Below are 4,401 nucleotides of genomic sequence, written 5' to 3' on the forward strand. Positions count from 1 at the left end.
GGGCATCATCCATCAGCGGCCGGTGCCATTTCCCATGTCGATCCTGGAGAACGTGCTGTTCGGCGCCGCCTTCCACGGTCAGATCAACGGCGAGGACCGCAGCGACTACGCCAAGCGTTATCTCGACCGTGTCGGCTTATGGAACGAGGTGAAAGACCGCCTGCACGAGGGGGCCGAGCGGCTGTCCGGCGGGCAGCAGCAACGCTTGTGCCTGGCGCGCACGCTGGCGACAAGGCCGCAAGCACTCCTCCTGGACGAGCCGTGCTCGGCGCTCGATCCCGCCGCGACGCGTCACATCGAGGAGCATGTGCGGGATCTTCGTGGTGATTTCCCCGTGATCATCGTCACGCACAACGTGGCCCAGGCAAGCCGGGTGAGCGACTACGTGCTGTTCCTCTACGAAGGCAAGCTGGTGGAAGCAGGACCTGCAGATCAGGTTTTCAGCGCGCCACGCAGCGCGCTGGCGCAGGCCTTTATCTCGGGAGAATTCGGCTAGGCACTTTTCACCGCGTGTTTGCCACGCTTCTATCCACAATCTTCGCCGCCACGTCGCAGCCACGCCGCATCAAGCCTTGGGGTGTCATCCATACATGACTAAGCTTCCACGTTAGCGCGACAGGGAATCGCTGATGTGGGGTTGCCGTCAGACACGGACATGGCTTTGCGCTGGAGCGATGGCGCTGGTCTCCGGTATCGGTGGTGGCATCAGTGGTGCGTGGGCCGAGACGCCTGACAGTGTTGCGCTTCCTCTGAGCTACAAAGGTAGCGACGCCTTCCCAAACCTGATCACAGTCGGTGTCGGCGGCGGCGCTCAGGGCAACGTCACATTCGATGTGGGGTCCACCGGGTTCTACGTCCTTGAGTCCGTCGTCGGACCGGACGTCACGAACACCGGCATACCCTTCGAGTATGGCTATGAGGACGGGACAGAATTCACCGGCTATGTCGGCGAAACCATCGTCTCCTTCAAAACGGCGACCGGGACGGTGGAAACGGAGACGGTCCGTGTCGGCGTGATCGAGAACTTCACCTGCTCAGGTGGCGGCACCAGCTGCATGGACGATCGCGTGGGCGTGATGGGCGTACGCTATTACCAATACAAGCTGTCCGAAGGCGAGACAGGCGTACCCACGGGGCTCTTCAACCCTTTGGCTTTCCTACCCGACAATCTCGCCTCCGGGTACATGGTGGCAGCGACCGGCCCGACACCATCGATCATTGTCGGGCTCACGGCGAACAACATTCAAGGCATGCCGTCCACAACACTGACATCTATGAATGTGAACACGCCAATCGAACAGTTCGCCCCCTTGGCCTGGGAGCTCAAGTCGATCGAAGCCTGCTTCCAAGTCGAGGGCAACGCCGAGCAATGCGACGTGACGTCGTTCGACACCGGCGAATCCGACGCGCAATTCACGGCGCCACCGCTACCAACCGGCGATCTTCCCGCCGGCACTCGGATCACCATTACCATCGAGAGCGTTGGCATCACGCGGACCTTCGTCGCGGGCGACACGAATTGGGTCGACAAATTCAACGTGCTCGCAAGTCCGGAGGGGGAGCCGCCGGGCTTCAACTCCGGCGCTCAGTTCTACAACTCCTACGCCATCGCCTATGACTACTTCTCGGGACGAGCCTATTTCTCGCCGATCACGACGTGGATCACCGGGACGTACCAACCCACAAGCGACGCGGACTTGGGACCGTCAGGCGCAATCGCACTTGCCGGCGCGCTCGTTCTGCCGAACGGTTTTTCGTCGACGCGGCCAATCTTCATCGGCAACGATTCGACGATCACCTCGCTTGGCACCACGATGCTAGGCGGTACGCTGTCCGGCAATGCCGCGCTCACCTTGACCGGACCGGGCCTGTTGACCTTGGCGGGAAAAAATCTCAACACGGGGCCCGTCCACGTCACCGGCGGCGGCACGGTCTACCTGGACGGCTCGACGCCCGCACCCTTCACGCTGTCCGATGGTACGCTCGGCGGCACCGGCGCGGTCGGGGCACTCACCGCCCTGTCCGGCGGACTGGTCGCTCCCGGACGTTCCATCGGTACGTTGCGGGTGGACGGTGACGTCTCGTTAGGGGCCGGGTCCACCTACGCCGCGGAAATCGGCAGCTCAGGCAAAAGCGACCGGATTGTCGTCGGCGGGTCCGCGACGATCAACAATGCCGAACTCTTGGTCTTGCCGGACAGCGCCTGGACGCCGGGGTTCGGACGCTACACGGTGCTGACCGCAGACGGGGGTGTCACCGGTGCGTCAAGGTGAGCGCGCCCGCATTCGGTACGCGCGGCGCGGCTTTTCCCTTCCTCGGCGTCTCGGCCTTCAGTACGTCGGACAGCGTGATCGTGGAGGTCGGGCGCAGCGACGTGTCCTTCGTGGCCGCCGGCCGCACGCGCAACCAACGGGCGGCCGCGTTCGGCGCCGATCAGCTCGATGAGTCGAGGGCGTTGCTCGAGGCTCTAGCCAAGCTCAACTTCGCGACCGCTCCCGCGGCGCTCGATGCGATCTCCGGCGAGATCTACGCCTCGGCCCAAACCGTGATGATCGAAGACGCAGACTTTACGAGAGATGTGATTCTCGGACGTCTGCGGCAGGTTTCCGATCGTGCGGACCGTGCCGATCCCGTCGCGGTCTGGGCCCAGGGCTATGGCGGCTTCGGCGAGAACGACGGCAACGGCAACGCCGCCGAGGTCGAGCGCAACGGCGGCGGATTCATTGCGGGCTTCGACGCCGATCTTGCGTCCGATTGGCGCGGCGGACTGGTGGCTGGGGCCGGGCAATCCAGTTTCGATCTCGACGCGCGCCGATCGTCCGGCTCGGCGGACGGGTTCACGCTCGGCGCTTATTCGGGCGGGCATCCTTGGGACAATGGCGCGGCGCTTTATTTCGGAACCGCGTACTCCTGGCTCGATATCGAGACCAACCGCCACGTTGTGTTTCCAGGCTTCAGCGACAGCGTGGCGGCCGACTACGACGGCGGCACGTTCCAGCTGTTTGGCGAGGCTGGTTACGCGATGAGTCTCGGAGGAGCCGGTCCTGGCGTGACGGAGATCGAGCCCTTCGCGGGACTCGGGCTTTTTGACGTCCACACTGGAAGGTTCGAGGAACGGGGCGGCCCTGCGGCGCTGGCGGGCCGCAGCGAAGGTTTTTCCTCCACGGCGTCCACCTTGGGCGTCCGGACAACGTCGCTGTTCAGCCTGTCGGAACGCACCGAGGTCGAATTCCACGGGAGCATTGCCTGGCAGCATGCCTTCGGAGAGCGGGAACCCGGCGCGGCGCTTGCCTTCGCCGGACAGGCCGATCCGTTCGTGGTGTATGGCGTGCCGCTTGCCGAGGACAGCGTGCTGCTCGGCGCCGGACTCGATGCCGCGCTTGGCTCCCAAGCCCATATCGGCGTCGCCTATCTGGGCGCCTTCGCCGAGAGCGTGCGCGAGAACGCGTTCAGGGGCGAACTCTCGCTCCGCTTCTAAGGAAAGCGGACCTGCCAGCCACAGCATGTCGGGAAAATTGGAGCGGGCGATGGGATTCGAACCCACGACCCCAACCTTGGCAAGGTTGTGCTCTACCCCTGAGCTACACCCGCACTCCAAACCACCTGTAAGCCTTGAATTTCAGGTTTCGGGGTGGTCATTTGCCTTGTAGTGGATCGCGCCTGGGCTGTCTATACGGCCCGCTTGCGTTCTCCGAGGACCGCCGCCGGCCCCCGTCAAGGGGCTCCCCCTTAGCCGAAGCCCACGCTGAAAGCAATGGATTCCAAGTGCGCCACGCTGTTCGCCCGGCTGGAGGAGTTGGGTATCGCCTCCACAACGATGGAGCATGCGCCGATGTTCACGGTCGAGCAGTCGCAAAGCCTGCGCGGTACGATCCCGGGCGCCCATACCAAGAATCTCTTTCTCAAGGACAAGGACGGCCGCCTGGTGCTGGTCGTCGCCAAGGAGGACACCAAGGTCGACCTCAAGGGGCTGGCGAAGCGCCTCGGCTTCGGCCGGTTCAGTTTCGGCAAGGCCGAGCTCTTGATGGACGTCTTGGGGATCGAGCCGGGCTCGGTCACGGCCTTTGCGCTCATAAACGAAAGCGCGCGGGCGCTTGCGGCCGTGGTCGTGGACGAGGCGTTGCTGGAGTTTTCCGAGGTCAACGCCCACCCCCTGACCAACAGCGCGACCACGCGGGTCGCCACCGACGATCTGCTGAAGTTCATAGAAGCCTGCGGGCATGTTCCCGTGATCCTGCCGCTCGGGTGAGGCGTCTCGCGGGAGCGGCCACGGTTGCCAAATGAGCCCGCGCGGCCCATCTTTGGGCTCCTGAGAGCGGCGGCCTCCCTGTCCCTGGCTTCGCGCCGCCCCCGGAAAGTGGAGCATGACGATAGACACCCCGATCCTCGGCGAGGGCGGTG

At 64.2% G+C, this 4,401-nt stretch carries 4 protein-coding genes and 1 tRNA gene; 4 read left to right on the plus strand and 1 reads right to left on the minus strand.

The window, feature by feature from the left end; genetic code table 11:
• From AUC71_RS14930 to AUC71_RS14940, 3 genes are all read left to right on the plus strand, one after another.
• On the plus strand, window positions 1-496 hold a 496-nt coding region (locus tag AUC71_RS14930; protein WP_141701748.1), incomplete at its 5' end, for a phosphate ABC transporter ATP-binding protein.
• A gap of 178 nt (window positions 497-674) precedes the next feature.
• Window positions 675-2,273 carry an autotransporter outer membrane beta-barrel domain-containing protein gene (locus AUC71_RS22075; RefSeq protein ID WP_069624879.1) on the plus strand — a complete coding sequence of 533 codons (1,599 nt, stop codon included), beginning with the start codon at window positions 675-677 and terminating at the stop codon, window positions 2,271-2,273.
• Window positions 2,270-3,478 (plus strand): autotransporter outer membrane beta-barrel domain-containing protein, encoded by a 1,209-nt coding sequence (locus AUC71_RS14940; RefSeq protein ID WP_069624880.1) that lies wholly within the window; start codon window positions 2,270-2,272, stop codon window positions 3,476-3,478. The genes AUC71_RS22075 and AUC71_RS14940 overlap by 4 nt, the downstream gene beginning before the upstream one ends.
• 38 nt (window positions 3,479-3,516) lie before the next feature.
• On the opposite strand, the gene AUC71_RS14945 is transcribed toward AUC71_RS14940, so the two are convergent.
• Window positions 3,517-3,591, minus strand: a tRNA-Gly gene (locus tag AUC71_RS14945).
• Window positions 3,592-3,754: 163 nt separating this feature from the next.
• Here AUC71_RS14945 and AUC71_RS14950 point away from each other — a divergent pair.
• A complete protein-coding gene (locus tag AUC71_RS14950) occupies window positions 3,755-4,249 on the plus strand; it encodes a prolyl-tRNA synthetase associated domain-containing protein (protein ID WP_069624881.1) in 495 nt (164 codons plus the stop codon).
• The last annotated feature ends 152 nt before the right edge of the window (window positions 4,250-4,401 follow it).

The organism is Methyloceanibacter marginalis (assembly GCF_001723295.1).
Taxonomy (GTDB): Bacteria; Pseudomonadota; Alphaproteobacteria; order Rhizobiales; family Methyloligellaceae; genus Methyloceanibacter; species Methyloceanibacter marginalis.

What these genes read in the sequence shown, in the direction of transcription:
- AUC71_RS22075 (WP_069624879.1), top strand. Translation starts at nt 675, where the DNA reads ATGGCGCTGGTCTCCGGTATCGGTGGTGGCATCAGTGGTGCGTGGGCC.
- AUC71_RS14950 (WP_069624881.1), top strand. Translation starts at nt 3,755, where the DNA reads ATGGATTCCAAGTGCGCCACGCTGTTCGCCCGGCTGGAGGAGTTGGGT.